At 70.4% G+C, this 26,685-nt stretch carries 27 protein-coding genes and 1 pseudogene; 11 read left to right on the top strand and 17 right to left on the bottom strand.

Going from position 1 to position 26,685, the window contains the following annotated elements; translation table 11 throughout:
• Positions 1 to 29 precede the first annotated feature (29 nt).
• From ACQPXS_RS40200 to ACQPXS_RS40190, 3 genes are all read right to left on the bottom strand, one after another.
• Positions 30 to 1,364 carry a Dyp-type peroxidase gene (locus tag ACQPXS_RS40200; protein ID WP_433454456.1) on the bottom strand — a complete coding sequence of 445 codons (1,335 nt, stop codon included), beginning with the start codon at positions 1,362 to 1,364 and terminating at the stop codon, positions 30 to 32.
• A gap of 20 nt (positions 1,365 to 1,384) precedes the next feature.
• The gene (locus tag ACQPXS_RS40195) at positions 1,385 to 2,398 is read right to left on the bottom strand and encodes a hypothetical protein (protein ID WP_433454455.1); all 1,014 of its coding nucleotides are present in this window, start codon (positions 2,396 to 2,398) and stop codon (positions 1,385 to 1,387) included.
• A 71-nt stretch (positions 2,399 to 2,469) separates the two neighbouring features.
• Positions 2,470 to 3,003, bottom strand: coding sequence for a hypothetical protein (locus ACQPXS_RS40190; protein WP_433454454.1), 534 nt, complete (start codon positions 3,001 to 3,003; stop codon positions 2,470 to 2,472).
• 174 nt (positions 3,004 to 3,177) lie between these two features.
• Between ACQPXS_RS40190 and ACQPXS_RS40185 the strand changes: the two genes are divergently transcribed.
• Together ACQPXS_RS40185 and ACQPXS_RS40180 are read left to right on the top strand one after the other, a co-directional pair.
• Positions 3,178 to 3,651 carry a PAS domain-containing protein gene (locus ACQPXS_RS40185; RefSeq protein ID WP_433454452.1) on the top strand — a complete coding sequence of 158 codons (474 nt, stop codon included), beginning with the start codon at positions 3,178 to 3,180 and terminating at the stop codon, positions 3,649 to 3,651.
• Positions 3,642 to 5,267 (top strand): ATP-binding SpoIIE family protein phosphatase, encoded by a 1,626-nt coding sequence (locus ACQPXS_RS40180; RefSeq protein WP_433454450.1) that lies wholly within the window; start codon positions 3,642 to 3,644, stop codon positions 5,265 to 5,267. The genes ACQPXS_RS40185 and ACQPXS_RS40180 overlap by 10 nt, the downstream gene beginning before the upstream one ends.
• A gap of 216 nt (positions 5,268 to 5,483) precedes the next feature.
• On the opposite strand, the gene ACQPXS_RS40175 is transcribed toward ACQPXS_RS40180, so the two are convergent.
• Positions 5,484 to 5,684, bottom strand: coding sequence for a hypothetical protein (locus tag ACQPXS_RS40175; RefSeq protein WP_433454449.1), 201 nt, complete (start codon positions 5,682 to 5,684; stop codon positions 5,484 to 5,486).
• Between the two features lie 23 nt (positions 5,685 to 5,707).
• Positions 5,708 to 5,893 (bottom strand): annotated as a pseudogene (locus ACQPXS_RS40170) (transposase); the annotation flags it as partial.
• 478 nt (positions 5,894 to 6,371) lie between these two features.
• Here ACQPXS_RS40170 and ACQPXS_RS40165 point away from each other — a divergent pair.
• Positions 6,372 to 8,057 (top strand): ribonuclease J, encoded by a 1,686-nt coding sequence (locus ACQPXS_RS40165; protein WP_351813216.1) that lies wholly within the window; start codon positions 6,372 to 6,374, stop codon positions 8,055 to 8,057.
• Positions 8,058 to 8,270: 213 nt separating this feature from the next.
• On the opposite strand, the gene ACQPXS_RS40160 is transcribed toward ACQPXS_RS40165, so the two are convergent.
• Positions 8,271 to 8,759, bottom strand: coding sequence for a GNAT family N-acetyltransferase (locus ACQPXS_RS40160; RefSeq protein WP_433454447.1), 489 nt, complete (start codon positions 8,757 to 8,759; stop codon positions 8,271 to 8,273).
• Positions 8,760 to 9,070: 311 nt separating this feature from the next.
• Between ACQPXS_RS40160 and ACQPXS_RS40155 the strand changes: the two genes are divergently transcribed.
• Together ACQPXS_RS40155 and ACQPXS_RS40150 are read left to right on the top strand one after the other, a co-directional pair.
• Positions 9,071 to 9,364, top strand: coding sequence for a hypothetical protein (locus tag ACQPXS_RS40155; protein ID WP_433454445.1), 294 nt, complete (start codon positions 9,071 to 9,073; stop codon positions 9,362 to 9,364).
• Between the two features lie 35 nt (positions 9,365 to 9,399).
• On the top strand, positions 9,400 to 9,774 hold the full coding sequence (locus tag ACQPXS_RS40150) for a SpoIIE family protein phosphatase (protein WP_433454444.1): 375 nt from the start codon (positions 9,400 to 9,402) through the stop codon (positions 9,772 to 9,774).
• A gap of 201 nt (positions 9,775 to 9,975) precedes the next feature.
• Here ACQPXS_RS40150 and ACQPXS_RS40145 read toward each other — a convergent pair whose 3' ends face one another.
• Positions 9,976 to 10,563, bottom strand: a complete 588-nt coding sequence (locus ACQPXS_RS40145; protein WP_433454443.1) for a hypothetical protein — start codon at positions 10,561 to 10,563, stop codon at positions 9,976 to 9,978.
• 422 nt (positions 10,564 to 10,985) lie between these two features.
• On the opposite strand from ACQPXS_RS40145, the gene ACQPXS_RS40140 reads away from it, so the two are divergent.
• The 3 genes from ACQPXS_RS40140 (at position 10,986) to ACQPXS_RS40130 (ending at position 12,286) form a co-directional block, all read left to right on the top strand.
• On the top strand, positions 10,986 to 11,246 hold the full coding sequence (locus ACQPXS_RS40140) for a hypothetical protein (RefSeq protein WP_433454441.1): 261 nt from the start codon (positions 10,986 to 10,988) through the stop codon (positions 11,244 to 11,246).
• Between the two features lie 73 nt (positions 11,247 to 11,319).
• Complete coding sequence (locus ACQPXS_RS40135; RefSeq protein WP_433454440.1) at positions 11,320 to 11,658, top strand: hypothetical protein; 339 nt, start codon at positions 11,320 to 11,322, stop codon at positions 11,656 to 11,658.
• Positions 11,659 to 11,851: 193 nt separating this feature from the next.
• Complete coding sequence (locus ACQPXS_RS40130) at positions 11,852 to 12,286, top strand: DUF5994 family protein (RefSeq protein ID WP_433454439.1); 435 nt, start codon at positions 11,852 to 11,854, stop codon at positions 12,284 to 12,286.
• Between the two features lie 647 nt (positions 12,287 to 12,933).
• Here the strand turns inward: ACQPXS_RS40130 and ACQPXS_RS40125 are convergent.
• From ACQPXS_RS40125 to ACQPXS_RS40095, 7 genes are all read right to left on the bottom strand, one after another.
• The gene (locus tag ACQPXS_RS40125) at positions 12,934 to 13,176 is read right to left on the bottom strand and encodes a DUF5302 domain-containing protein (RefSeq protein WP_351812895.1); all 243 of its coding nucleotides are present in this window, start codon (positions 13,174 to 13,176) and stop codon (positions 12,934 to 12,936) included.
• Between the two features lie 133 nt (positions 13,177 to 13,309).
• Positions 13,310 to 14,725, bottom strand: coding sequence for a DEAD/DEAH box helicase (locus ACQPXS_RS40120; RefSeq protein WP_433454437.1), 1,416 nt, complete (start codon positions 14,723 to 14,725; stop codon positions 13,310 to 13,312).
• A 207-nt stretch (positions 14,726 to 14,932) separates the two neighbouring features.
• On the bottom strand, positions 14,933 to 15,892 hold the full coding sequence (locus ACQPXS_RS40115) for a response regulator transcription factor (protein WP_433454435.1): 960 nt from the start codon (positions 15,890 to 15,892) through the stop codon (positions 14,933 to 14,935).
• Positions 15,893 to 16,231: 339 nt separating this feature from the next.
• Positions 16,232 to 16,531, bottom strand: a complete 300-nt coding sequence (locus ACQPXS_RS40110) for a hypothetical protein (RefSeq protein WP_433454434.1) — start codon at positions 16,529 to 16,531, stop codon at positions 16,232 to 16,234.
• Positions 16,528 to 16,833, bottom strand: coding sequence for a hypothetical protein (locus ACQPXS_RS40105; RefSeq protein ID WP_433454433.1), 306 nt, complete (start codon positions 16,831 to 16,833; stop codon positions 16,528 to 16,530). The genes ACQPXS_RS40110 and ACQPXS_RS40105 overlap by 4 nt, the downstream gene beginning before the upstream one ends.
• 120 nt (positions 16,834 to 16,953) lie before the next feature.
• Positions 16,954 to 17,787 (bottom strand): sterol desaturase family protein, encoded by an 834-nt coding sequence (locus ACQPXS_RS40100; RefSeq protein WP_433454432.1) that lies wholly within the window; start codon positions 17,785 to 17,787, stop codon positions 16,954 to 16,956.
• Between the two features lies 1 nt (position 17,788).
• Positions 17,789 to 18,502 (bottom strand): FadR/GntR family transcriptional regulator, encoded by a 714-nt coding sequence (locus ACQPXS_RS40095; RefSeq protein WP_433454431.1) that lies wholly within the window; start codon positions 18,500 to 18,502, stop codon positions 17,789 to 17,791.
• Between the two features lie 539 nt (positions 18,503 to 19,041).
• Here ACQPXS_RS40095 and katG point away from each other — a divergent pair.
• The 3 genes from katG to ACQPXS_RS40080 all read left to right on the top strand — a co-directional run bounded on the left by katG (position 19,042) and on the right by ACQPXS_RS40080 (position 22,511).
• Positions 19,042 to 21,234 carry a catalase/peroxidase HPI gene (gene katG, locus ACQPXS_RS40090; RefSeq protein ID WP_433454430.1) on the top strand — a complete coding sequence of 731 codons (2,193 nt, stop codon included), beginning with the start codon at positions 19,042 to 19,044 and terminating at the stop codon, positions 21,232 to 21,234.
• 289 nt (positions 21,235 to 21,523) lie between these two features.
• Positions 21,524 to 22,243, top strand: a complete 720-nt coding sequence (locus ACQPXS_RS40085; RefSeq protein ID WP_433454429.1) for a ribonuclease BN — start codon at positions 21,524 to 21,526, stop codon at positions 22,241 to 22,243.
• 118 nt (positions 22,244 to 22,361) lie between these two features.
• Positions 22,362 to 22,511: a hypothetical protein gene (locus ACQPXS_RS40080; RefSeq protein WP_433454428.1), complete on the top strand. Its 150-nt coding sequence runs from the start codon at positions 22,362 to 22,364 to the stop codon at positions 22,509 to 22,511.
• A gap of 34 nt (positions 22,512 to 22,545) precedes the next feature.
• Here the strand turns inward: ACQPXS_RS40080 and ACQPXS_RS40075 are convergent, their stop codons facing one another.
• The 3 genes from ACQPXS_RS40075 to ACQPXS_RS40065 all read right to left on the bottom strand — a co-directional run bounded on the left by ACQPXS_RS40075 (position 22,546) and on the right by ACQPXS_RS40065 (position 26,653).
• The gene (locus ACQPXS_RS40075; protein ID WP_433454426.1) at positions 22,546 to 23,937 is read right to left on the bottom strand and encodes a diacylglycerol kinase family protein; all 1,392 of its coding nucleotides are present in this window, start codon (positions 23,935 to 23,937) and stop codon (positions 22,546 to 22,548) included.
• A 44-nt stretch (positions 23,938 to 23,981) separates the two neighbouring features.
• A complete protein-coding gene (locus ACQPXS_RS40070; RefSeq protein ID WP_433454424.1) occupies positions 23,982 to 24,410 on the bottom strand; it encodes a DUF7144 family membrane protein in 429 nt (142 codons plus the stop codon).
• A 155-nt stretch (positions 24,411 to 24,565) separates the two neighbouring features.
• On the bottom strand, positions 24,566 to 26,653 hold the full coding sequence (locus ACQPXS_RS40065) for a SpoIIE family protein phosphatase (RefSeq protein ID WP_433454422.1): 2,088 nt from the start codon (positions 26,651 to 26,653) through the stop codon (positions 24,566 to 24,568).
• Between the last annotated feature and the right edge of the window lie 32 nt (positions 26,654 to 26,685).

Raw genomic sequence — 26,685 nt, 5'->3', positions numbered from 1 at the left:
GGCGTTGCCGCAGTGCGCGTCGCCGCTTGTCAGTCCTGAAGGCCGCCGAGCCAGCGCAGGGCGCTCAGGCTCGGCAGGAAGCAGTACTCACCGCCTCGGGTGACGACGAACCGGGGCAGCGGGGCAAGCCGTCGTCGCAGTGGCCGCCGGGGAACGGTGAAGCCGGTGGAACCGTTATGGGAGCCGGTGACGGGGTCCTTGCCGTCTTCACCGCCGAAGAAGACGCTGTCGTTCAGCCACTGGGACTGGACGAACTCGAACTGCCGCCCCAGGTGTGCGCCGATGAACGCGAACATCAGGCCACGGTCCTGGCCGTCGTCCTCCAGCGCCCCGTCCGGCAGTGGCGGTCCGTAGACGGCGCCGCGTCTGATCATGCGGTGCAGGCGCACCTCCCCCGCCACGGCGGCGTCGCGCGGGTTGGCCCGGCGGATGTGGCAGCCGCCGGGGGTGTGGAATCCGATCGGGTCGTCCCGCTGGTACAGGAAGGTGTTGCGCCGGTGCGGGTCGGCACCGAGCGCCGGATCGTCGTGCTGGGGGGCGAGCGCGAGGGGAGCTCCGCTGCGCCAGCGGCCCATGATCTTCGCCGCGATGAGTTCCTGGTCTTCGGGCCCGGTGGAGTTGTCCTTCAGGTAGCGGCGGAACTCGGCGACGTTCTGGTGGAGTTTGCGGAAGACGGCGTAGCTGCCGTTGCGCCCCAGCACGGCCGGCTGCGGGGTCTGGGTGCCGCCGAGTTCGTCGGGGTACCCGAGAACGAACTCACCGGCCTTCAGGGGCACTTCGAGTTGGTTCGATCCGGCGATGCCGCTTCCTTCGACGGCGGGATGGCTGACACCGTCGCGGTACCCGAAGTGCTCGGTCTCGGTGGGCAGCGCGTAGCAGTCCTGCCGCCAGATCGCGGTCACGCCGGGGAGGCGGTCGTAAGCCGGGCGAGCGCGCTCGATGGCCGTCTGCAGGCGCAGGGAGTCGGGGGCGACGGCGGTCATCACCACGTGGATGTCGGGGGTGCCGAGTGGTGCTTCCCAGTGCTCCGGGGCGCTGTCGCCGACGTCGCCGAGTGTTCGGGCACGGGCGGCCATGCCCTGCCGGAACTCCCAGGCGAACGTGTCCAGCGAAGCACTCGGTACTCCGAGGGCCTTGAGGCCGTGACAGGTCAGGGCTGCGCTGACCCAGGTGTCCCCGAGAGGACTGGCCGAGTCGGCGGCTGAGGTCACCGCGCCGCTGACACGCCGCATCAGCTCCCGCCCCTGTTCCCGGTCGTCGATCCGGAAGGCAAGGTAGGCGGCCGCGTATGGGGTCGGCCGGGGGCTGAGGACGCCGCGCTGGATGTCGTCCAGCTCCAGTTCCGCTTCCAAGGACTCACTCACGGGTGACCTCCTTGCGGGCCCTACTTCGAGACGAGGTTCCGCCAGAAGTTGCGCAGGCTGTCATCGCCCCCGAACAGGGAACTGAAGATCGTCGAGTCCGCCAGCAGCACATCGCCCGCGCGGTCTCCGCTCGGCGGCATCCACAGGAACATGTTGAACTCGGTGTTGCCTGCCTCGGTGAACGGATGCGGCCTGGACGTGTCGATCGGCTGCCTCGCCAGTACATGGATGGCGTCCGGTTCGTCGGTCGTCACCTCGTAGTGCGGCAGATGCATGTGGAAGTTGAAGTTCGTCACCCCCTCCAGCCACCCTTTGGCGTCCAGGTCCCCGACCGTGGACAGTGGAGCGATCTTGTTGCCCTCACTGGTCGCGGGACGCAGTCCATAGCGGTTCATGACCGGCACGCCCAAACCCTTCATCAGGTCCCTGACGTAGGTGGCGAACCGCTGCTGGCGAGGCACCAGGGGATCGCCGTGGTGGCGGTACTCCATCTCCCGCTCGGACAGATCGTCCGAGGCACCGACGTCGTGGTGGGGGCCGAGCACCAGGCGCACGTCCTCGCGTGCGAGGAAGGCCGTCAGTGCCTCGATCTCGCCCGGCTGGGCGTCCTGCTCGGTGATCATGTGGTCCAGCCCGAAGACGAACAGGACATCGGTGTCCGCAAGGACCCGCTCGTCCAGCGGGGTGGGGAAGCCGGCCTGGTCGATGCGCTGGTACACCGGAACCGGATGCCCCGTGGTCTCCTCGACGAAGTCCTGGAACGGCACCCAGGCCCAGAAGAACAGCTCCAGCGCCCCGGCGATGCCCTGCTGGAACCGATAGGGGTCGGACCATTTCGGGTCCTCATAGGCGGGCCACGCCACTCGCCTGACCTCGGTCATGGTCGAGAAGCGGTTGTCCAACTCCGTTGCGTACCGGCCCGCCTCGGCCGGATAGCTCCACGAGACGTAGACACTCACCCGCTTGCGACCAGGGGTGTATCCCCGGGGGATGTGCCTCTGGTTGTATGTGCGCGCGGTCCTGACCTCGCTCATGTCGATCGTCTCCGATCCGCGGTCACACGCTGCGCGGAGGGATCCGTCTCCGGCAGGTCCGACCGCGGCCCTCACTGCAACTGGTCGAGCATCTCCGAGAGAGCGCCCTTGACCCGCAGAGCCTTTTTGATCTCGTCCGCCGTCACGTACGGGTACTCTCCGTACTCGATGAAGCTCGGGCAGTGATGCTCGCGCACGAAGCGGATGAACGCCTCGGGGTTGGTCCGCCAGTCCTCGGGAAACCCCTCGAGATTCTCGAAGACGGTACTCACGCCCGCCTTCGCGAAGAGCGCGATCGCGTCCTCGGTGTACTTGTCGAAGTCGGTGTCGAAGATCCCCTGGTACATGAAACGCGTGTCGTCGTCGAACAGAACCCATCGGAGGTAGTGCAACTTCAAGGGCGCGAGCAGATCCGGATCCTGCTCCAGCGCCTTGGCCAGTGCGTAGCCGTAGTCCCGCACAGCGGCTGCGCGGCCCGGCTTGACCCGCGCGATGATGGTGAACCCGTAACACGCGGGCGTCCTGGGGAAAACAGGGCCGTACTTTCCCTGTTCCAGGTGGTCGGTGTCCTTGGGGATGACGACTGCCTGCGGCTTGATTTCCATGTCCGCTCCTCCCGCCGTCTACCGGTCGGGACATCGCCATCGTCCCACCGGCTCACTGGTTGCGCCCGCGGAGCGGAAGAGTCCCCGGCCGTGACCTCTGCGGTCGCTGTGTCGGCGGTGCTGGAGTAGACCGGAAGGACGGAGCCGCATCGGGCGGCTTGGGAGGTGACTTCCATGGCCGATGCCGGTCGGGGAAGGGGAGCCGCTGACGCCGGGACAGTGACACTCGAAGCGCTGTTCAGCCAGGCGCCGGTTGGCCTGGCTGTGCTGGACTGCGACCTGCGGGTGGTCCGCATCAACACCGCCACGCCCGCCATGCAGGGCACACGAGAAGAAGACGTCATAGGGCGCACTTTTCCCGGATCGCACTACGTGGTCGATGCGGAGGCTGCCGAGGCTCTCGTGCGGGAGGTACTGGAGAGCGGTGTGTCGGTGCGCAGGCGGATCCTGCGGGCACGGCCCCCTGCCCACCACGGCCAGGAACGTCTCTACGAGCTCACCGCTTTCCGTCTCTTGGACCCGGACGGCGTGGTGCTCGGCGTCAGCATCACGGTCGTGGACGTGACCGACCGGGAAACGGCTCTGAGGCGGCTGCGCATTCTCGACACGGTGCGAGAGCGGGTGGCCGTTCCCTGGACATGCTGGTGACCTGCCAAGCGCTCGCCGACGCACTCGTTCCGGAGTTCGCGGACGTGGCAGTCGTGGAGTTGGTGGACGCTGTGATCCGTGGCGACGACCCGCCATCCCCGCTCCCCAGCTGCGTGACACTGAGACGGGCCGCTTTCCGCAGCAGCGCCGGGGAGGATGCCCCACAGGCTCACCCCGTGGGACACGTCGAAGTACTTCCCGCACCTACTCCCTACAGCCGGGCCCTGGCCGAGCGACTCCCCCGGGCCGTCGACCTCACCCCCGATGCGCCTTGGCTGGAGACCGACCCGGCCCGCGGCCGGGCCATCCGCGCATCCCGAGCGCACAGCCTCCTGGTCGTGCCGCTCACACTCCGGGACACAGTACTCGGACTGGTGAGCCTCTACCGCGCCACATCCGAGAGCCCGTACGACGAGAACGACATCGCCCTGGCCCTCGATCTCGCACGGCACACCGCCCTGTGCACCGACAACGCCCGCCGTTACACGCGGGATCACTCCGTCGCCGCGACCCTCCTCCAGCGCATGGTCCCTGTGCATGCCGCATCCCGGACGGCCCTGGAGACCACAGGCGTGACCGGTCCCGCTGCCGGTGCCGGTGCCAACGCCTGGTACGACACCATCGCCCTCTCCGGCGCTCGAACAGCGCTGGTCGCCGGATCGGTGTCCGGAGACAGAATCCTGGCCACAGCCGCCATGGGGCAACTGCGCACCGTCATCCACGCCTTGGCCGCCCTCGACCTGGACCCCGAAGACCTCTTGGCGCGCCTGAACGACACCGCAACCCTCTTGATGACCGAGCAGGCATCACTTCCCACCGGCGATGAACCAGAGCGCGCGCCGGCCACCGCCAGTTGCGTCTACGCCGTTTACGACCCTCTGACAAGGACCTGCACCATCGCGCGGGCCGGCCACCCAGGGCCTGTCATCGCCCAGCCGGACGGCACCATCGCCCAGCCCGAAACGTCGCCCGGACCACGGCTGGGCAGCACCGATCGGGCGCCCTTCGCCGCAACCAGCATCCAGATACCGCACGGCAGCGTCATGGCCTTCCCTGGCCCTCCTTCGCTGGCCGCACACCTGACGACCGCCACCAGCAACCTTGAAGCAGGGCCGGCACTGGCGGATGTCACGCTTCAGAAGCTGTGCGACGACATCCTCTGTGCCCTCCCGGCCGACATCGGGGACAACGGCGCGGTGTTCCTGCTGGCGCGCACACGCCCATTCCCTGCCGACCGAGTCGCCACATGGCCACTGGACAACGAACTCACGGCTGCCGCAGCGGCTCGCGACCTCACCACTGTTCAGCTCGCCGACTGGAACGTGGGGGAAGAGATCGCGTTCAACACCGAACTCATCGTCAGCGAACTGGTCACGAATGCGGTCCGCTACGGCAGCCCCCCACTGGAGTTGCGCCTGATCCTGGATCGCGGGCTGACCTGCGAAGTGAGCGACTCAAGCGCCACGGCACCACACCTGCGGCACGCCCGCACGACCGACGAAGGGGGACGCGGACTGTTCATCGTCGCGCAACTGGCCCAAAGCTGGGGAGCCCGCTATTCGACCGACGGCAAGACCATCTGGACCGAGCAGACACTGGAAGGAGTGTCACGCTGACCTCAGTGCGCGTGATCGCCCCCCCCTGCCTGCGGCGGACACGGCGAGGCAGGCGCCATCGTCCTGGCGGGCCCTATCCGTGGGCCGACCCTCCGCCGGTGACCGCCCGGCGGGCCACCGTGACCAGCTCCGCCGCCGGGCCCACCAGGCGCCGCCCGGTCGGCCAGACCGCGCGCAGGTCCCGCGTGGGGTCGACGCCGGCGACGTCGACGCCGATCAGTCGGCCCTCGGCGATGTCGCCGCGGACGAGCTGCTGGCTTCCACGACGCCGCCGAGTTCCCGAGCGGCGGGGTCGGGGGTGAGGCCGTCGAAGCGGCGGGGGTCGGGGACGGCCTGGCCGTGGACGCGCAGGCGGGCCACACCTCCGTCGGGGTAGATCGACAGCCTGGGGTGGGTGAAGCGGGTCTGCGCCGTCACTGTGAACTCGTTGTGAGAGTCGCGCCGTTGCGGTGGTTGACCCTCTCGTCGCTGACCTGCCCGTATTCGGCGTTGCAGAGGGCGTCGGCCTCGGCGGACATGAGGGCGTCGGCGAACGTCTTGATCATCGCGCGCAGCAGATCGGGACTCGCCGCGGCGAGATTCTCCTCGGCGAGGGCGTGCAGGGGCAGACTGTCGGGTGCGGTCATCGTGCTGATCTCCTTCGAGGCTTCGACACTTCGAAGATCAGCCGGTGGCCGTTCATCTATACGGGACTCATTCCGACGCCGGAGCAAACCCCCGGATCAGGTCGAACCCGTACACCACTTCCCTGGGCGCAACCTCGACTCGGGCCGACCACACGGACCGCGAAGGTCGACATCACGTTCGACCTCGATACCTCAGCGGCCGTGATCGCATGGCCGGGCCGTCGGTTCGCCCTGCTCCTTCTGTGTGATCGCGGGCGGGGTGCTCACCGCCCGCGCGACCCGCGAAGCCACCCCGGCACCCGCGGCGGTCGCTGTGGCTGCGGATGCCCTCCTGTCCTGGGGCCGGGGCAGGAGGCAGAGGAGACGGTTGCCGACCTGAGCGCCAGTACGTCCTCCGGCGGGGCGGGTCGTATCGAGCGCTCGTTGGATCACACAGGCAGTGGATCACCCTGTCCCGCTCTCCGGGTACCGTCAGGGTATGAGTCATCCGCACCCCGAACTGAAGGCCGCACCGCCCCTTCCCGAAGGAGGGCTGCGGGTCATCGCCCTGGGCGGCCTGGGTGAGATCGGCCGCAACATGACCGTCTTCGAGCACGCGGGCAAGCTGCTCATCGTCGACTGCGGCGTACTGTTCCCCGAGGAGACCCAGCCCGGTGTGGACGTGATCCTGCCGGACTTCACCTCGATCCGGGACCGGCTGGACGACATCGTCGCCGTGGTACTCACCCACGGCCACGAGGACCACATCGGCGGCGTGCCGTACCTGCTGCGGGAGCGGTCCGACATTCCCGTCGTCGGCTCCAAGCTGACGCTGGCGTTCCTGGAGGCGAAGCTCAAGGAACACGGCATCCGGCCGCGCACCGTGCGCGTGCGGGAGGGCGACCGGCGTAGTTTCGGGCCCTTCGACTGCGAGTTCGTGGCGGTCAACCACTCCATCCCCGACAGCCTCGCGGTCGCTATCCGCACGCGGGCCGGGATGGTGCTGCACACCGGCGACTTCAAGATGGACCAGTTCCCTCTCGACGACCGCATCACGGATCTGCGCGCCTTCGCCCGCCTCGGCGAGGAGGGCGTGGACCTGTTCCTCACCGACTCCACCAACGCCGAAGTCCCCGGCTTCACCACCTCCGAGCGTGAGCTGAATCCGGCGATCGAGCAGGTGATGCGCACCGCGCCGCGCCGGGTCATCGTCTCCAGCTTCGCCAGCCACGTGCACCGCATCCAGCAGGTCCTGGACGCCGCCCACCAGCACGGCCGCAAGGTCGCCTTCGTCGGCCGGTCCATGGTCCGCAACATGGGCATCGCCCGTGACCTGGGCTATCTGAAGGTCCCCTCCGGTCTGGTCGTGAGCACGAAGGAACTGGAGAAGCTCCCGGACCACAAGATCACGCTGGTGTGCACCGGCTCCCAGGGCGAACCGATGGCCGCGCTGTCACGGATGGCCAACCGCGACCACATGATCCGCATCGGCGAGAACGACACCGTCCTGCTCGCCAGCTCCCTCATCCCCGGCAACGAGAACGCCATCTACCGGGTGATCAACGGACTCACCCGGTGGGGCGCCCACGTGGTCCACAAGGGCAACGCCAAGGTGCACGTCTCCGGGCACGCCAGCGCCGGCGAACTCGTCTACTGCTACAACATCGTCAAGCCCCGCAACGTCATGCCCGTGCACGGCGAATGGCGCCACCTGCGGGCCAACGCCGACCTCGCCATCCGCACCGGTGTCGACCCCGACCGGGTCGTCATCGCCGAGGACGGCGTCGTCGTCGACCTGGTCGACGGACGCGCGTCCATCACCGGCAAGGTCCCCGCCGGCAACGTCTACGTGGACGGCATGGAAGTCGGCGGCGCCACCGAAGCGTCCCTCAAGGACCGCCTCACCCTCGCCGCCGAAGGCGTGGTCACGGTGGTGGCGATCGTCGACGCGGACACCGGCGCCCTCGCCGAGGCCCCCGACTTCCTGGCCCGGGGCTTCGTCCACGACGACGCCACCTTCGAGCCGGTCATCCCGGTCATCGAGAAGACCCTGGCCACCGCGGCCGAGGAAGGCGTCGGGGACGCGCGCCAACTCGAACAACTCCTCGCCCGCGCCGTGGCGAACTGGGCGTTCCGCACCTATCGCCGCAAGCCCCTCATCATCCCCGTCATCATCGACGCCTGAGCCATAGCCCGGCAGCACGGTCCCCGTTCCGGCCGCGGCCCCGCCCGCGACGGACTCCCCGGGCGGGGCCGCCGCACGCCTCTTCCAGATCGTCGGCCTCGGGTAAGGGAGAGGCCGCCGACGCAGCCGATCCCCTCGCCAGGGCAGAGACGACGGCCGACACGGAGCGCGCCATGCAGGCGAAGCCGGTGCCCTGCGAACCGGCACACCGCGTCATTCCGAAGGAATGCGGAACTCGAATTCGGGACGGTCCCACGGGACGGCGGGCGGGTTCGCGAGGGCGGTCCCGATCCGTACGGCACCGACGCGGTGGTAGAAGTCCTCGGCGGGAAGGTGCGACACGACCATGACACGGTCGAGCCCGGCGGCACGGGCCTCGGATTGCATGTGCGCGACGAGCAGTCGCCCGATACCCCGTCCTTGCGCTTCGTCGGCGACGAACAGCAGGTCGAGCTCCGGTGGGGCGAGGACGAGCGAGTAGAACCCGAGGACCCGGCCTCCATGCTCGTCGGAGCCGACGGCTACGTAGACGCGGTGGGCCTCGATGTAATCAGGGCCGACCCGGTAGCCCGCGACTGCGGCTGCGTACTTACCCTCGTAGGCGCCTGAGCCACGCACCAGCCGTGTGAGCCTTTTGGCATCCCGCGCGACGGCCCTCCGTATGGTGATCGGCTGACTGATCGGGGAAGTGCGTGAACTCATCGGGAGAGTATTTCGCACCGGGGGCTGCCTTCGTTCGGAGGGGTACGGCTGCTCGGGCAGGCGTTCCTGCACCGCTCTCGGGAACCACTCGTCCACGCCCCGCCCTGCTCCTGTCCGGTACCGCGGCAGCCCGCCCGGACAGGGAGCCGGAGCGCTCATCAACGCGTTGCGCGAGCGGCGCCAGTCCGTCCGTGCCCTCGCTGGGTGCCATCCTGCAGGACCGGGCAGACACGGAGACACTGCCCGACTCCCCCCTGGCCGCGGTTCACAGCGCCTTCCTCTCAGCGACCGGTGCGTCGGAGGTCGTCACGGTGCCACTGGGCACTGGACGGCAGGTCACCGGCGCCCTGACGCTGGTCCGCACCGACCCGGCACGGCCCTTCGACACCGGCGATCTGGACGTGGCGAGCAACATCGGCCGCCGGGTCGGCCCGGTCATCGACAACGCCCGCAGGTTCGGCCGCCGGCGCGAGGTCGCCGAGGCCATGCACGCAACCTTCTTCCTGCACTGCCCGAGCACGGCCGGATCCAGCTGGCCGCCCGGTACCAGCCCGCTCCGGCCGGATCGCAGGTCGGTGGCGACTGGTACGGCACGTTCCCGCTGAGGGACGGCACGCTCGCCCTCGTCGTCGGCGACGTCGTGGGCCACGATCTGACCGCCGCGGCCGGCATGGCTCAGCTGCAGGGCATCCTGCGCTCCCTCGCCTGGGACCGCACCGGGCCGACCGGTGCCGTCGTGGACCGCCTCGACGACGCCATGCACGCCATCACGACCGTGCCGATGGCCACCCTCGTCCTCGCGGTTGGAAGGCTCGGGCACCGGCCCCTGGGTGCTTCGCTGGACCAGTGCCGGGCACCTGCCTCCCCTGCTGCTGGCCCCGGCGGGAACGCGCAGTACCTCGAAGCCGGGCAGGGACTGATTCTCGGAACCACCTGGGCGTCGGCAGTCATCGTCCGAGTGCAGCTTGCGCCCTGTCGCCGGGGCCAACGTTCCTGCTGTACACCGACGGCCTGATCGAGGCTCCGGGCAGCGTCCTGGACAGCGGGCTCGGCCGACTCCGGCGCCATGCCCTCGCCTCACGCACGAACCGCTGCACACCCTGTGCGACCAGCTGTCCGCCCGGATGCCACCCGGCAGCACCGACGGCACCGCCCTCCTCGCCCTGCGCCTGCCCGTGCGCTGACCGGGGCGGGCCGTGATCGATGACGGCGCTGCTCACGCCCCCGCAGTCAGCACCAGCACGCGGCACGAGCCGGGCGGTCCGGCCGTGCGGGTGTCGTCTCCGGCGCTCCGCCATCCCCACGACCTCAACGTCTCAACCATCCCGGCGTCCCGGGCTTCCACCAACGTGACTCCGAGTGCGGCGCCGTGGTCGGCGAGCAGTCGCCGCTGCAGGCGCCGGGCGAGGTTCCAGGCACGGCCCTGGTTCTCCCGGCGCACGCGGGACGGGACGACGATCCCGGAGACGACGAAGAGCCGCCCGGGGGCGGCGCGGCGGAGCAGGCTCTCCCGAACGTCGCCGTCGAAGCCCGCCCACCACGGACCGGCGCCGCCCACGGGAAAGCCGTAGGCGCATCCGGTCAGGACCGTGGTCTCCGCGATCAGCAGCGAGAACCCCGGTCGTCGTGCGTCGGCCGCGAGGTGTCGTAGAAAGGCGGCACGCGCCTCGTTCCACGCCCATGGGCCGCCGCCGGAGACCTCCGCGTACAGGTCGCCCAGCTCCTGCAGGCGGTCCTCGACCTGGCTGCGGGTCAGCGGGCGGACGCGTTCTCCCTCGGGGGGCGAGGATTCCTGCTCCCACATCGGTCGGCCCGGCCTGCGCGTGTGCGACCTGCCCGGTGCCGGCTGCGGCGCGGGGAGGTTCGAGGTCGTCGGGAGGAGCATATGCGCGGCCCTGCCCCGGGCGCGGCCCAGGCCCACCCGGCGTCGCCGATCACCGAGAACGGCACCGGTGCCGGAGCCGGTGCGCGGCATGCCCTCGGTGTCTCCACCGTACTCCCGGCCGGTCCCGCCACGGTGGCGCGGCGGGACCGGCCGACGACTGCGACAGCCCGTTCCGGGAGAGCACCGGTCTTCCGCGAGGGGTCGGTCGTGGCACGCACGCTCCCTTGCCCGGCATACCCTTCAAAAGGGGGTGGCCGTGGTGACGCGCCGCAGTCCGCACCGACGACGGGTCGGGCAGCGACCTCAGTCGAGGTTGCACCCTCACCTGCCAGGAGGTCCGTATGAAGCACGAGCCCTTTCCCTCCGAAGGCCAGGCCGAGGTCCGCATCGTGGCCGCGACGCCGGGGGTCGCCCGGCGCGTCGCCGAAGTGCTCCGGCGCTGCTTCGCCTCGACCGAGCAGCGCAGCTATCCCGCGGGTGGCGCAGGAGGGACCCGGCTCCACATCATCCTCGACACCGCTCAAGCGGCGGAACCCGCACAGTCCTGGCTCACGACCAGCACCTCGACAGAGCAGACACAGACACACGCCGACGAGGTGTGACCCGGATCCGAGCGGCCCGAGGATCCGCCGTCGCCTCGTCCCTGCGCGGCCGTCAAACCGGAGAACGACAGCCATGACGAAACTCCGCGAACGCAAGAACAACCGGAGGGCGGTCCTGCGATCCCTGTACGGGGCCGTCGAGCGCAACCGCCCCGAGGTCAATGGAGCGGCGCTGCGCGCCGAGCTGGCGCTGCCCGACGAGGACCTCTCCGCCGCCTGCGCCTATCTGACCGACGAGGGTCTGATCAGCGTGGACTGGACATCACACCACACCCCCGCCACCGTCTCGCTGACGCACGAGGGGATCCGTCTGATGGAGGAGCTGGAGGAGGAAGAGGAGGAACAGGAGGAGGAACAGGAGGAGGAACAGGAGGACCGGGTGAGGCCAGAGGAGGCACAGCCGGACGACTGACCCGCCCTCTTCTCCTCGTCCAGAGGTACCCTGACCGCACCGAGAGCTTTTCGCGCAGCGCGACCGGCGGTGCCGTTCCCGGCGAGTGACGAAACGGGCAGTCGTCCGACGGCTCCCGGGACGGGACCGCACGATGGAACCCGGCGGAACACCGGCCGAAGGCGCGTCCTCGGCCGACGCGCACACGTACCGCATGCCCACGCCTCGCCTGGCCCTCACCCCGGACGCCAGCCACGGCCCGCTGGACGGGGCCTGGTGGCCGCACTGCGATGCGTTGGAGCTCGAACTTCCCTCGCTCGTCGGCTTGTTGGGGCCGGACCCGGACACGACGGTTCGGGTCACCGTGGACCCCGCCGAATGGTCCGACACCCCGCGCACCGTCATGGCGCCCGGCCGGGTGATCGCCGTGGAGTCGGCCGGCCCCGGAGGCGAGACGCACGTCATCTCCCTGGACTGCGGCTCCGTGGGACGTTGGGTGCTCCTGGTCGTCCCGCCGGATGAGCCGGCCGGAACCGCCGCCCGGCTGCTGGCCGCCGCGGCCGACCCCGAGAACCCGCTGACCGCCGCGCGCATGCTGGCCCTCGCCGAGACCGATCGCCTCGGGGGCACGACAGGGGAGGCGGAATGAGGCACGCCGGCCCTGGGGCGCCCATGGCCGGCACTGCCATCCCGCCTTGCTCCCGATCCCTGCGCGAGCCGTTGACCACGCAAGCTGGAGCGCCCGCGCTCTTCGAGGAATGCCGCATCGTCCGCGCACACGGCGAACCGGACAGGCAGGCCGTGTCGCCCCTGGTCCGCGCCCTGGCGAAGCCCGCGCGGCCCGGCCCGGACGGCTCCTCCTCATCGTGGACCTGAGCGAGGCAATCTTCACCGACTGCACGCGACGGACCTGGTCTTTCGCTGCACCGGTCTCCTCGACCGTTTCCCCGCGTACGCCAGCGCGCAGAACGCCTGGGAGGGACGAACGGCCGACCCGGCCTGCCTGCCTTTGCAGGTCAAGCGCGCTTGCCGGTCACATGGGGGCGGGGGGACGGGGGACCGATCACTCACCCCGGAACAGACCCCGCTCAGCGATGACGTGAAGCGCCGCTGGACGGCGTTCACCCCCCACCGAGTCCCGGACGTCCCGGGCTTCCCGGGTGAGATGCAGTGGCCACGCATCGGCGCCCGCACCGTGCACAGGCGTATGCGCACGTTGCGGGCCACTGCACGGGGCGCGTGTGTGGGCAGCGCTCAGAGTGCTGGTGAAGCGGCCGGATCCCCGAACCGATCGACTCAGCCGCCGCTCTTGCGCCTGAACGACCGCTGGCTCGCAGCCGGGCCGTGCGCCGCACGCACTTTCGAGGCGTTGGGGTTGGCGGCGGCATCGGCGGCGTCCGTCTGCACACCGCGCTTGCGCGCCAGGGCTTCGCGGAACTTGCGCTTGAGGTCGTAGTTGCCGTCGCTGTCCGGCGTCAGAGAGGACGTCTCCGGGTCAGCCGGCTCCGAACCTTCCGTGGATACGGGCTCTGCGGTCATGGTGACCTCCTGGGTTCGGGGGTGGGCGAGCACAGCATGTCATGCCGGGCGCGGTGCGGGGCACCGGCGACATCATCCTGCTCCGCTGCGGCGGACATCTCTCTCGTGACCTTCACCGCCAGGGCAACGCCTCTCAGCCGTTGCGACGCACGAGGGCTGCCTTGCGGGCCTCGGCGAGCTTGCGGGCCTCGCCGGCCTTCCGCGACTTGCCGCCGACGCCGCGGGAGGGGTCCTTGCTGGTGCCGAGGCCGCGGAAGGGAGCGTTGGTGTTCTTGGGCCGGGGGACGGCGGGCCCGCCATCGAGCGGGGTGCCGGTGGGAGCCTTGGCACCGGTGATCCGGCTCAACTCCGCCTCGCCCGAGCCCACCTTGGTGACGGTTGCCTCGATGCCGGCCCCGGCCAGCATGCGGCTCGTCTCGCGGCGCCGGCCAGCCGGCACGAGCGTGACCACGGTGCCGGACGCACCGGCCCGGGCGGTGCGGCCCGCCCGGTGCACATAGTCCTTGGGGTCGGTGGGCGGGTCGACGTTGACCACGAGATCCAGGTCGTCGACGTGCAGGCCGCGGGCCGCGACATCGGTCGCGACCAGAACGGTGATCTGGCCGTTCTTGAACTGCGCCAGGGTCCGTGTGCGCTGTGGCTGGGACTTGCCGCTGTGCAGGGCCCCGGCGTGCACCCCGCTGGCCCGCAGGTGCCGGGTGAGCTGGTCGACGGCGTGCTTGGTGTCGAGGAACAGCAGTACGCGGCCGTCGCGGGCGGCGATCTCCGTGGTGACGGCGTAGCGGTCAGGGCCGTGGACGACCAGAACGTGGTGCTCCATCGTCGTGACCGTGCCCGCGGACGGGTCGACCGAGTGGACGACGGGGTCGTGGAGGTAGCGGCGGACCAGCTGATCGACGTCGCGGTCCAGTGTGGCCGAGAACAGCATCCGCTGACCGTCGGGGTGCACCTGGTCGAGAACGTCGACAACCTGTGGCAGGAATCCCAAGTCGCACATCTGGTCGGCCTCGTCCAGCACGGTGATCCTCACCCGTCCCAGGCGGCAGGCGTTGCGCTCGATCAGGTCGTGCAGGCGGCCGGGGGTGGCGACGACCACCTCGGCTCCCTGGCGCAGCGCGGCGACCTGCCGGCCGATCGACATGCCGCCGACGACCGTGGCCATCCGCAGCCGCAGTGCCTCGGCGTACGGCGCCAGCGCCTGGGTGACCTGTTGCGCCAGCTCCCGGGTGGGCACGAGGACCAGAGCGAGGGGCTGCTTCGGTTCGGCGCGCCGCCCGGCCGTACGGGTCAGCAGCGGCAGGCCGAAGGCGAGCGTCTTGCCCGATCCGGTGCGCCCGCACCCCAGGACGTCGCGCCCCTCCAGGGCATCGGGCAGTGTGGCGGCCTGGATCGGGAAGGGCTCGCGCACCCCGAGTCCGCTCAGCGTCCGAACCACCTCCACCGGCAGTTCCAGACCGGCGAAGGTTACGGCCGGGGGCAGCGCCGGGGTCGTGACCTCGGGCTGGGCGGGACCGCCGTGAGCGGTGCCGGAGTCATCGGGATGCTTCATGAACAGCCTTCCGCAGGGGAACGTACCGAGGAAGGCCCGGCAGGATTGAACAGCCCACGCACAAGCGGAACCGAACAGGCAGAATCGCCCACCGCGACGACCACGCAAAAGCACGAGGCTAACACAATGCCTCGGACCCTGACACCGATCCCCCCCGCGTCGACGACCCGACGCACGGCGAGCCGGGGACACTGCCCGGCCAGGTGCTCACCGCCGGGCTGTCCACTCGCCCTCGGTCCGTGCGGCTGCCCACAGTGCGGTCTGGGTGCGGGAGCGCAGGCCCAGCTTGTCGCGTACCTTGTCCAGGTGCGTGGCGACCGTATGGATCGAAAGACCGAGCCGGTCCGCGATCTGGCGGTTGGTCAACCCTTCGGCAACGAGTTCGGCCACCATAAACTCCCGTGCGGTGAGCAGGAACCGATCGTCTGTGGCCCGGACATCACGCCGCGTTCGGTGGTCCGCGCTCCCTGCCCCGAGCGCGTACGCGACCAGCCGCTCTCCGCGCAGTCCGCGAGCACCGGTGACGGCAGCCTCCCGCGCCGCCGCCGGCAGCTGTGTCCGGGCACGCTCCGCCGCCTGTTCCACCCTGTGCCGCCAGGGACCCTCGGGCTCGGTGCCCAGGCGGCGCCGTGCCTGCGCGCTCGCCTCGTACAGCCGCAGCGCACGCTGCATGTCGCTGCTCTCCATGGCCACGAGGGCCAGGCCCTCCACGGGGTACAGGGCATGGAAACTGGCTCCTGGAGCGATCCGCAGGACCTCGGAGAACAGGGTCTCCGCGCTGCGCAGACGCCCTAAGGCCAGCCGTATGGCCCCCGCGGTGTGCAGCGCGGCCGCGGTCCGAGGCCACGGCGCTTGCTGCCTCAGCACGGGCAGACACCGTGACATCAGGTCGTCGGCCTCCAGCTCCCCGCCGGCCTGAAGCAGCGCCCAGGCCAGGTGATGGCTGCACCAAGCAGTGTCCTGCGGCCTGCCGAAGGAGGCGACGACCTCCAGGCACTCCCTCAGATCCGCGACGGCCCCGGCGAACTCCCCGCGGCACAGTCGCGCCGCCGCCCGGGCGTCCAGGGCGTTGGCCAGTCCGGCCGGGTCACGGCGCATCCGCTCGATCTGCACCGCCTGCTCGCCCAGACGCAGTGCCTCTTCCGGATCGGCCCGCTGGCAGGCCACGCGTGCGGCGAGCGCCGGCAGCTGCCCGCCCAGCGCCCGGCCCCGGGTCCCCGCAGTAGTCCGGTGAGTAACGCACGGGCGGCCGACGGCTGTTCCTGCTGGTAGTGCACACGCGCCAGCTCCAGTGTCAGCCGCACGCGTGCGGCATCGCCGTGGCCGGCGCTGCAGGCCAGTACCGAGGCGAGATTGTCCCGTTCCGCCGCGAGCGGGCTGCCGGCCTGGTCGGCGAACACCTCCCCGCGGCCCCGTCCGGCCAGCTCGGTCAGCCACGCGAGCGCCCGGTGCACGGTGGCGTGCAGCCCCCGTGGCAGGGCCGGCCACCGCGGGCATCCGGGTGCGTCAGGGGGTGGCGGCGGGGTCGATGCCGAGTACGACGGTTCCGGTCACCCCCTTGCCGAGGTCGCCGCCTGCCTGGGTGAGGGTGAGCAGGGTCGAGGACCCGCCGTTGCGGTAGATGCCGTCCCGTGCGTTGAGCGTGCGGGTGGCCGTGTTGTTCCGCTGCACGCCGCGCAGGAATGTCGTGTCCGGGGTGGAACCTCCGGCGACATAACCGGAGTAGACCCCAAGCGCGTCGCAGTGCCAGATGTCGACCGCCGTCTGGGGCAGCGGGGCGCACGTCGCCGCGTCGACCACCGTCACGCGGAGGTCAGCGGAACGCCGGCCTTCCCCTCTGTGATCTTCTTGCGGACCGTCTCCAGGTCCAGGTAGTACGGCCCCTCGGTCTGATCGGGCGTGAGGACGCAGCCGGCGGCCGGCCGGGCCGCGGCCCGGTGCTCGGTGGCGGCGGTCGCCTGCGTGGCGGCGAGACCCAGCGCGGCCACGCCGAGGGTGGCGCCGCCCAGGGTGGCTATGACGGACCTGCGGGTGGCACCTGCGGGAACGTCCGACGGCTCGAGGTCGCGCTGCGGTTCCGCGGTGTTGTCGTGGGGGATGTCAGTCATGGTGCGAGCATGACGCCGGTGCCGGCCCACGGGATCGCACGGACGACCCACGAAGCCGGCGCGTGACGAAACCCGCGGGACCGGCCTGGCCGCGCTGGTGCAAAGATCAGCGGTGACAGGTCATCCATCCGTCCTGGGCGCCCAGCCGGGCGGCCCGAACAGATACCCGGCACGGTCGCGCCAGCGGCGCGCCGCGCGGACGTCGCGCCAGGCGGCCGCGAACTCGTGGAAGGCCACCCGCACCGGGTTGTAGGTGTCGATGTTCTTCGTCAGGCCGTACACCACCCGCACGCCTTCCGGTTCGAACGTGCCGAAGAGCCGGTCCCAGACGATGAGGATGCCGCCGTAGTTGCGGTCCAGGTAGTCCTCGTTGGAGCCGTGGTGGACGCGGTGGTGGGAGGGCGTGTTGAAGAACCACTCCACCGGCCGCCACAGTTTGTCCACCCGCTCGGTGTGCAGGAAGAACTGGTAGACGAGGCTGAAGGCCTGCTGGAGCAGGATCATCCACGGCGGAATGCCGAGCAGTGCCAGCGGCAGCCAGAAGGGCAGCCCCGTCATCGGCGTCCAGCTCTGGCGCAGGGCGGTCGAGAGGTTGAATCGGACACTGGAGTGGTGGACCACATGGCTCGCCCACAGCACCCGCACCCGGTGGTGGGCGCGGTGGAAGGCGTAGTACGCCAGGTCGTCGCCGAAGAACAGCAGCACCCACGTCCACGCGGAGGACGGCGACAGGTGCCAGGGGGCGACGGCGAAGAGAGCCGCGTACAGCACGATCGTCACCGCCTTCCACGGCATCGCGACGACCTGGCTGCCGGCGCCCATGGACATGCTGGTGACGGTGTCCCGCAGCTCGTAGCCGCGTTCGTCGTCGTCCGGGAGGAAGCGGTAGGACAGTGCCTCGACGACGACCAGCAGCATGAACGCCGGTATCGCGTAGACCACGGCCGGGATCATGTCAGCGCACCGCCTTCCGCGTCGTCGCGGGCACGCTGCGGGCGAGCAGCTCGCGCGCCAGCCGTTCGGCCGCCTCGGCCTCGCGTGCCGCGATGTGCGCTGCCAGCCGCTGATGTGCTTCGACGTCGAGGAGTTCCGCGGTCCGCAGGTCGTCCGGCACGTCGGCCACCGGGAGTGTGCCGCCCACCAGGCTGTTGAAGGCCAGCAGGTAGGCGACGTTCCCGGAACCCTCCACGACCAGCCGCCACCAGGCGACGTCCGCATCGCAGAGCTCGGTCAGATCGGGCCCGGTGCGCGCGTACCGGCCAGCGGCCTCGACGATCTGCCCGGCGGTGTCCTCGGAGCACCGGATCGCGCACAGCCGGGCCGCGTCGGCGCCGATGCACGCCCGCATCTCCAGGGCGTCGCGGGCGAGGTCCTCCACCGAGGGCCCGGCGTCGGCCGCCGCGATGCCCATGGCGAGGTCGAGGCCGGCGGTGTGCCGCCAGTCCAGCACGAGCGTGCGGCCGCCGTGGCTGACCTCGACCAGCCGTGCCTGCTGAAGCCGCTTGACGGCCTCTCGGACGGCATGCCGGTTCACCCCGAACTCGGCTGCCAGATCCCGTTCGGAGGTGAGCGCGGCACCGGCCGGCAGTTCCCCGCCGAGGATCCTGTCGCGCAGCAGGGCGAAGAGCTGGTCGGAGACCGCCTCGCGCCGGACGAGTCCATGGTTCATGGCGATCAGGGTGAACGCGACCGGCTCACTGGTCAACTGGTTGGACCAGTTTTTCTGGCACGCGGGCCCCGGCCCGATCCGTGGCCGCCTCAGCAGGGCATGGGCTTCGGTGTAGCAGCCGACTGCCCGCAGGATCGCCGCCGGGTCCGCGTACAGGGTTGCCTGCGCCAGGGGGCCTGCGCCGCGCCGACCCGGCCTGCGCCGTCGAGGTCGGCCATGGCTTCGGCGAGGCGCGTCGCCGCCGTCATGGCGTCTCTCCCTTCCCTCTCGCTCGAATTCGATTCGGCTTGCGCCGGAAGTCGGCACGGGAGCGGAAAGGCCGCGCCTTCTTTCACGTCTGTCGTGCGGGGTGCTCTGCGTGTTTCATAGAGGTGTGGTCTGCGGTGCGCCACCATACGGACGCGGCACAGCATATTTTCCAGCCGGTGGGCGCCATGGCGCGCTGATTGTGTGGGTCGACGTGCTCGACACCAGCAAAGCCGACGACGTCAAGAGCGGCAGCCGGCAGAAGGAACACAGAGACAGGAAGAAGGACGGGCATGTCCGGCAGTGAAAGCGAGAATCCTGCAATCCCTTCACCGACGCCCACACCGACTCGGCGGCCCAGGACGAACCGGGACTGGTGGCCGAATCAGCTGGACCTCCAGGTTCTCCACCAGCACTCGCCCCGGTCCAACCCGATGGACGAGGACTTCGACTACGCGAAGGAGTTCGCGACCCTCGACGTCGACGCGCTGAAGCGTGACGTCTTCGAGGTGATGACGACATCCCAGGACTGGTGGCCCGCCGACTACGGTCACTACGGGCCGCTCTTCATCCGGATGAGCTGGCATGCCGCGGGAACGTACCGCATCGAGGACGGCCGCGGCGGTGGCGGCAGCGGCGCACAGCGCTTCGCCCCTCTCAACAGCTGGCCGGACAACGCGAGCCTGGACAAGGCGCGCCGTCTGCTCTGGCCGGTCAAACAGAAGTACGGCCGGAAAATCTCCTGGGCCGATCTTCTGGTCTTCGCCGGAAACTGCGCCATGGAATCCATGGGATTCAAGACGTTCGGCTTCGGTTTCGGGCGACAGGACATCTGGGAACCCGAGGAGATCTTCTGGGGGCCCGAGGACACATGGCTCGGAGATGAACGCTACAGCGGCGACAGGCAACTCGCCGGTCCTTTCGCCGCCGTACAGATGGGACTGATCTACGTCAATCCGGAGGGCCCCAACGGAAACCCGGACCCGATGGCTGCCGCCCGGGACATTCGGGAGACGTTCGGGCGCATGGCGATGAACGACGAGGAGACGGTCGCACTCATCGTCGGCGGCCACACCTTCGGCAAGTGTCATGGCGCGGTCGACGCGAGTTACATCGGCCCGGAACCCGAGGCGGCCCCCATCGAGCAGCAGGGCCTCGGCTGGCGGAACACATACGACAGCGGCACGGGCCCCCACACGCTCACCAGCGGTCTGGAGGGCGCGTGGACCACCGAGCCGACCACGTGGGACAACGGGTACCTGGACAATCTCTACGGGTACGAGTGGGAGCTGACGAGCAGCCCCGCCGGCGCCCACCAGTGGACTCCCACGGACCCCGCGGCCAGGAACACCGTGCCCGACGCCCATGATCCGTCGAAGCGGCACGCCCCCATGATGCTGACGACGGACCTCGCGCTGAAGATGGACCCGGTCTACGGACCGATCACGAAGAGGTTCCACGAGAACCCGGACGAACTCGCGGTGGCGTTCGCCAAGGCGTGGTACAAACTGCTGCACCGCGACATGGGACCCCTCTCGCGTTACCTCGGCCCGTGGATTCCCGAGCCGCAGCTGTGGCAGGACCCCGTTCCCGACGTCGATCACGAACTGGTCGGGGACGAGGACATCGCCGCCCTCAAGGAAAGGATCCTCGCCTCGGGCCTTTCCGTCCCCCAGCTGGTCACCACCGCCTGGGCGTCGGCGGCGAGCTTCCGCGGCACCGACAAGCGCGGCGGGGCGAACGGAGCACGGATCCGGCTCGCGCCGCAGAAGGACTGGGAGCTCAACGCCCTTCCCGAGGTGACGGAGGTACTGCGCACGCTCGAAGGAATCCAGCAGGACTTCAACGCCTCGCAGACCGGCGGCACGCGGGTCTCCCTCGCCGACCTGATCGTCCTCGGCGGGTGCGCGGCCGTCGAGCAGGCCGCGAGGAACGCCGGGTACGACGTCACGGTTCCGTTCGCACCGGGGCGTACGGACGCCACGCAGGAGCAGACCGACGCGGCGTCGTTCGCCGTGCTGGAGCCCAAGGCGGATGCCTTCCGCAACTACCTTCCGGCGGGTGAGAAGCTGTCGCCGGAGACCCTCATGCTGGACCGCGCCAACCTGCTGACGCTGACCGCTCCCGAGATGACGGTGCTGATCGGCGGCATGCGGGCCCTGAACACCGGCTTCAAGGGATCCCCCCACGGTGTCTTCACCCACCGGCCGGAAACCCTGACCAACGACTTCTTCGTCAACCTGCTCGACATGGGCACGGAGTGGAAGGTGTCGGCTACGGACGAGAACGTGTTCGAAGGCCGGGATCGCGCCACCGGTGAGGTCAAGTGGACGGCCACCGCCGTCGACCTGATCTTCGGTGCGCACTCCCAGCTCCGAGCCGTCTCGGAGGTCTACGCGTCCCAGGACGCGGGAGAGAAGTTCGTACGTGACTTCGTGGCAGCGTGGAACAAGGTGATGAATCTCGACCGGTTCGATCTCGCCTGAGCCCCACGTCCCGGTCCGCCCTCACCGGCCGACCGGGGGCGAGCACGACCGCGAGGACCAGGTGAACGGCTGCCCACCACATGGCGGTGGTGCAGCCGTGGGCCGTGCTCGCGGGCGTCACTCACGTCCGTCGGCCGGCTGAAGGGACGTCATGATGGCGGAGCGCCGACCGAGTCCACTTGGCCGCCTCCCCCCTGCCAAGGGCCGGCGCACGGCCTCGTACTGGAGTCGGCTGGACCACGCATGGCAGGCGGCGGGAAGCCGTTTCGGGGCAAGCGCGGCGGGACGTTTGTGGGAACGCCTCAGCGCGGCGGACTTCTTCGGCCATTCGTTCCAGCTGGCGTCGCTCGCCTTCCTCTGCTTCTTCCCGTTCCTGATCCTTGTCACCGCCGCGTTCGGCCAGGACGCGGCGAAGGTCATGGCGGGATGGCTCGGACTGAACGAGCAGGCGGCCCAGGCCGTGGCCGGTCTGTTCAAACCCGATCCCGGCTCGTACACCCTCAACCTGGTGAGCGCCGTGTTGCTGATCGCGGGGGCGGTCGCCGTGGCCGGCACCCTGCAAGGCTGGTACCAGTTCCTCTTCGGCATGCCGTCACGTTGGTGGCGGGACCTGAGGGCTCAGCTCGTGTGGCTGGCGACGCTGGTCGCCTACAGCGCGGCCCGGGCCGGGATCGGCGCGGCACTCGGATCGCGACTGAGCAGCCTGCCCGATTTCGTCCTGGCGCTGTTCTTCTGGTGGGGGACCATGCGGCTGCTGCTCATCGGAGGGGTCACCTGGCGCTTCCTCCTGCCGGCGGCTGTCAGCACCGGCGTCGCCTGGACCGGACTCGGGTGGTTCTCCTCGCGCTTCTTCTCCGAAACGATCGTGGCCAACAACCAGAAGTACGGCCCTGTGGGTGTCGTCATGGTCATCCTGTCCTGGCTGGTGGCGGTGGGCGTGGTCATTCACCTTGGTGCCGTCGTCGGACACGAGTTCGCCAAGCACCGCGCGATTCGCCGGCAGCGCTGACATCAGCCTCGACGCCGGCCGCGGTCGCCGTGGCCGGTCATGCCGCCCGGCGTGACGGTCCCCGTGGCCGACGGCGAGTGTCCGTGGGCCTTCCGTCACTTCAGCGAAGGCGCTGTCGGTGCCGAACGTCTTCCGGCGCGCCTGGTGGCCGTACGACACCGTGCTCGGCCGGGTGCCGGACTTCGAGGGCTTCCACCACGTCCGCTTCTCCCCACGCGCACCGGTGCCCGGTGGACCGCCCCCCGCCCTCCCGGCGGACGACCGGTAGGCACCCGCCCCAGCCGCCATGCCCCGGCCGCCGGTCAAGCGCGCCGCCGCGTCCGACGGGACAGGGCCAGGTGGAGCACTCGTCGCCAGTCGGGCGGGGGCCTGTTCGGCGGTGTTCCCGGGCGGTGACGTGGGACGCGCACCCGCAGGGCCCCGGGTGCCACCCGGCAGACCACCGGAGCGGGCAGTACGACGGACTCGCCGTCGATGCCGGCCGGCACCGTGTCCGTGTCGGCCTCTACGACCACCTCGGAGGCCGTCAGCCGGGTCACGCCCGGGGACCGCCGGCTTCCCAGGAGCCGGGTCGACAGCCGGGCCGCCTGGCGCGGGGTGTCGACCCGCACGCACAGCACCCCCAGGTGTCCGGAGTCCAGGCTCTCCCGGAGTCCGGGATGCGCCGAGTCGACGGCGACGGGTCGGTAGGGGTTGTTGCTGACCAGCAGGGCCTGCAGTCCCTCGATCCGCGTGTGTCCGGCGCGCATGCGCAACCGTGGGGCCCCGGGGCCGGTGAGGAGAACGGGCAGCGCCCCCAGTGCCGTGCGCAGCTTGGCCTCCCGGTAGGAGGGTTCGCGCACCACGGCCGCGTAGGTTCCGAAGGACGCGTTGTTGACGAACACCCGGTCGGCGGCGAATCCCAGGTCGACGCGGAACTCGACGGCATCGGTGAACGCCTCCAGGGCGGCCGCCGGGTCGTCGCGGTCGAGACCGAGATCGAGGGCGAAGTGGTTGCGCGTTCCGGCCGGGACGACCACGAAGGGCACCTCGTGCCGGGCGGCGACCTCAGCGACCAGGGCCTGGGTGCCGTCGCCGCCGGCCACGGCCAGCAGATCGGCCCCCTCGGCCACCGCACGGCGGGCCAGGTCCGCCACGTCCTGGTGGCGCGCCGGGTCCAGCACGACGATGCTCGCGCCCGTCGCCCTCGCCTTCTCCACCAGGTGGAAGCGGTCCACCTTGCCCCCGCCGGAGCGCGGGTTCATCACGACCCACGGGTGCTGCGCCGCCGGCACCGGCCCGGGCGCGGGGGTGCGGCCGGCGGAGGGCCCCGCCGGTGTGATGGCGATCCGGGCGGCTGCGAGGGCCAGGATCCAAAGTCCCCAGGACAGGCAGGCCGACCACAGCATGCCCTGCGTGGCGAACAGGGCCGGCACCGCGATCGGAACCAGGACGGCAACGAGGGCACCCGCGGCCCGGACGACCCCGGAGTAGGCGAGGACCCACCACAGGCCGACGGCCGTGAGGGCCACTCCCGCGACGGCGACGAGTGCCCAGAGCAGGCCTTTCGGCCCAGCGGCGACGAGCAGCACGAGCATGCTGCCCAGGAGGGCGAGGACGGCCAGCCGGGCCCATGCCACGGGCGTTCCGCGGCCGGCTGCCCATGCGACGGCCCGCGCGTCCCGGCCTCGTCCCTGTCGCACGTCGGGCCCCATCTCCTCATGCCGCGAGAACAGTGCCGTGCGACGGGCGCGCCGCCCTATCGGAAGCCGGCCGAGGGTCGCTCGGTCTGCACGACGCACAGGGCCCAGATCACGAATCCGGAGATCGCGATCGCCACGATCGACCACAACGGGTAGTACGGCATGGAGAGGAAGTTTGCGAGGATGATGAATCCGGCGATGACCACGCCGCCGACCCGAGCCCACGTCGCTGCCTGGAACAGGCCCAGGCTGACCACGAAGGCGACCGCGCCGAGAACGAGGTGGATCCAGCCCCAGCCGGTGAGGTCGTACTGGAAGACGTATCCGTTCGTGGTGATGAACACGTTGTCCTGGGCGATGCCCATGATGCCGCGGAAGACGTCGAGCACTCCGCAGATCATCAGCATGACGGCGCCGAACATCATCAGGCCGCCGGCCCATTGCTGCTTCGCCGTTTCCGGGCGCGCTGCAGGTGTCGCAGTCATGGCCCACCTCCTTGTGTGCGTCGTCGCAAGACACCACCACGGCCACCGCTCAGGACCGGCTCGTAGGTGTCGAACTCCTTCTGCCGATTCCATTTGCGCATGTCAAAAGGCCGTGCCGCCTCACCCCGAACGGGTGAGATGGCGCGTTCCAGGACTCACACGGCCCCGTTGCCGAAGGGCAGGGCCCGGGCGATGAGCAGTGCCACGTCGTCCTCGCCGCCGGGCGGGCGCAGGATCTCCAGGAGGCGGTCGCAGGTGCCTTCCAGGTCGTGGCCGCGTGTCGCGGTGAGGGCGTCCAGGAGGGTGTCCAGGCGAGCGTCGATGGGTTCGCTCCGGGTTTCGACCAGGCCATCGGTGTAGAGGACCAGCTCGTCGCCGGGGTGGAAGGTGATGGTGGCGGCCTCGAAGGGCACCCCGCCGACGCCGAGCGGCGCGCCGGTGGGAAGGTCGAGGAGCCGGGCTGCTCGGCCGAGTCGTATCAGGACCGGGGGCAGGTGGCCGGCGAGGCAGATCTCGCACGTGCCCCGGTGCGGGTCGTAGACGCAGTAGATGCAGGTGGTGATGGTCTGCTCGACACCCTCGGTCAGGTGATCCAGGTGATGGAGAGCCTCGGCCGGGGCGACGGCGAGCTCGGCGAACGCGCGGGCGGCACTGCGGAGTTGACCCATGGTCGCGGCGGCTTTGATACCGCTGCCCATCACGTCCCCGACGACCAGGGCGGTTCTGTCACCCTGGAAAGGTACGGCGTCGTACCAGTCGCCGCCGATCTCGCACGTGGCGCCCGCGGGCTGGTAGCGGCAGGCAACCTCCAGGCCGGGCAGGTGCGAGGGGCGCTCGGGGAGCAGACTGCGCTGGAGGGTGAGGGCCGTCTGGCGCTGGGCCTGGTATCCGCGGGCGTTGTCGATGCAGACCGCGGCCCGGGTGGCCAACTCGCAGGCGAGGAACGCGTCGTCCTTGTCGAACGGCGCGGGGTTCAGGGTGCGTGCGAGGTCGAGGGCGCCCAGGACTTCGCCCCGGGCCAGGAGCGGTACGGCGAGATAGGAGTGGACGCCGGCCTCCTCGAGGAGGGAGGCGGCCTCGCCGTGCCGGGCGATGCGCTCCAGATCCTCCCGGGTGGTGTGGGGCACCAGTACCGGTTGGCGGGTGCGCACGCACCGGGTGATCAGGCGGTCGCTGTCGTAGGTGGCGAGTCCCCCTGGCGGGTCCGCCGCGCGGACCGCCTCGGTGGAGTGGGCCGCACTGACGGCGAGGGCGCGGAAGCGTGCCGGGCCCTCGCGTGACGCGCTCCGGCCGTCGAGGGCGCTGTCGAGTACGTCCACGGCGGCCACATCGGCCAGGACCGGGACGACGATGTCGGCGAGCTCGCGTGCCGTCGTCTCCAGGTCGAGGGTGGAACCCACGCAGGCGGAGGCCTGGGCGATCAGTGCCAGCCGTTGCCGGCCCCGTGCCACCTCGGCGGCGGCTCGATGGCGCTCGGTGACGTCGATGACGGAATAGGCAAGGCCCAGCACCCGCCCACCGGAATCCTCCAGCCGGTAGTACGAGACGGACCAGGCGTGCTCGTGGTCCGGGTCGGCGGGCGGACGGCAGACGATGTGCCGGTCCACGACCGACTCGCCCGTCTCCAGGACCCGGCGCAGACGTGCCTCGGGATTCGTGTCCAGGTAGGTCAGGATCTCGCCGACCGGCCGGCCGAGACGCTCGGCGGCGGACTGGCCGGTGATGCGTTCGAGGGCGGGATTCACCGCGAGGTACCGCAGGTCCGGGTCCAGAATGGCCAGCCCGACCGGGGACTGGGACACCAGGCGCATGGCCAGGGAGGCATCCCGCTCGATCCGTTCCACGGCGGCCTGGTCCGCGGCGAGGCCCAGGGCGTAGACACCGCCGAGGTCGTCCATCAGCCGCATGTTGCGGAACTCCACCAGGCGCGTGCTGCCGTCCTTGTGCCGGATCGGGAAGGACCCTGCCCAGTCGGTGCCGGATTCCATGATCCGGGCGAACAGCCTGATCACTTCGTCCCGGTGCTCCTCGTGGACCGTGAGCCGGGCCGCCTGCTGGCCCAGCGCCTCCGCGGCGGTGTAGCCGAACAGGTCCTCGGCCTTCGGGCTCCAGAACACCACCTGGCCGTTCGCGTCCAGCACCACCGCGGCGACGCTGAGCAGATCCAGCAGGCCACTGGGCGGCGCGCCAGGACCCGCCACCGGCCGGCCGTGGCCTGCTCGGGAGGAGTCCTTCGTGCCCATGTCTCGTGTTCCTTCCCGCTCGGCCCCTCGGC

It is taken from the genome of Streptomyces sp. CA-142005 (assembly GCF_050942335.1).
In the GTDB taxonomy this organism is placed as follows: domain Bacteria; phylum Actinomycetota; class Actinomycetes; order Streptomycetales; family Streptomycetaceae; genus Streptomyces.
This window is presented reverse-complemented; position numbering and strand designations above follow the sequence as displayed.